Below are 1218 nucleotides of genomic sequence, written 5' to 3'. Positions count from 1 at the left end.
CCTGTCGACGCTTGAGCGCGTCGTCGCATCGGGTACCGGCGACAACGATCGTTACTTCGACGGCTACGTGGCGTCGTTCGACCGCGCGGGCAACCCCGGGAACGTCACGCAGTATCACCTGACGGCGGTGCCATGGTTCTGGTTCCTGACGCGCTCGACCGACTGCCGGATCTTCCAGAACAAGACCGCGCAGGACATCCTCACCGAGATCTTCCAGGAGCACGGGTTTTCCGACTTCGTGTTCGACATCCGGACGAGCCAGAAGCCGCTCGAGTATGTCGTGATGTACCAGGAGAGCTACTACAACTTCTGCGCGCGGCTGATGGAGCAGGAGGGGCTCGTCTGGACGCACCGCTACGAGAAGGACAAGCACATCCTGGTGATCGGCGATTCGAACCTGCTGTTCCGCCCGATCGACGGGCTCGCCACGGTGCCGTTCGCGGCCACCGAGGCGAGTGAGGACAGCGGGATCGACCAGTTGCACGAAGGCCGGCGCTTCGGCGTCGGCAAGGTCACGTTCCGCGACTTCAACCACCAGAACCCGTCGTCGCCGCTGATGCTGGTGGAAGCCGGGCCGCAGAACCTCAAGCATGCGCGGCTCGACGCGACCGAGCGGTTCGAGCACCAGTCGCTGTACGACCACGGCGATGACGGCAACCGTTACGCCCGTTTTGCGATGGAGGCCGAGGAGGCGCAGGCCCACCGCTATACCGGCGGCGGCTACGCGTGGCGCATGACCACGGCGGGCGCGGTCACCGTGGCGAATCACCCGGTGCTCGAGAACAACCAGGAATACGTGATCCTGCACGTGCGCCACGAGGCGGTGAACGACTACACGCAGCACAGCGCGAAGCTGCCGTACCGCAACAGCTTCGCGCTGCTGCCGAAGAAGGTGCCGTATCGCGCGCCGCGCGGCACGCCGAAGCCGGTGATTCACGGCACGCAGTCGGCGATCGTCGTCGGGCCGAAGGGCGAGGAAATCTACACCAACGGCAGCGCGGTGAAGGTGCATTTTCCGTGGGACCGGCGCGGCAAGAAGGACGGCTCCGATTCGATGTGGGTGCGCGTGTCGCAACCGTGGGCCGGCGACGGCTGGGGTGCGGCCGCGATTCCGCGGATCAAGCAGGAAGTGCTCGTCGCGTTCAACCAGGGCGATCCGGACAACCCGGTGATCGTCGGCCGCGTGTTCAACGGCGAGCAAGGCAACCCGTATCACGG

At 65.6% G+C, this 1218-nt stretch carries 1 protein-coding gene; it reads left to right on the top strand.

Annotation, left to right across the window (positions count from 1 at the left end; all coding sequences use genetic code 11):
• Positions 1-1218 (top strand): type VI secretion system Vgr family protein (locus DPV79_RS41410; RefSeq protein WP_113048171.1); only part of this gene is annotated, 1218 nt, incomplete at both ends.

The organism is Burkholderia reimsis (assembly GCF_003294055.1).
GTDB classification, from domain to species: domain Bacteria; phylum Pseudomonadota; class Gammaproteobacteria; order Burkholderiales; family Burkholderiaceae; genus Burkholderia; species Burkholderia cepacia.
Note: the sequence above shows the minus strand (reverse complement) of the source record. Positions and strands in the feature narration are given on the sequence as shown.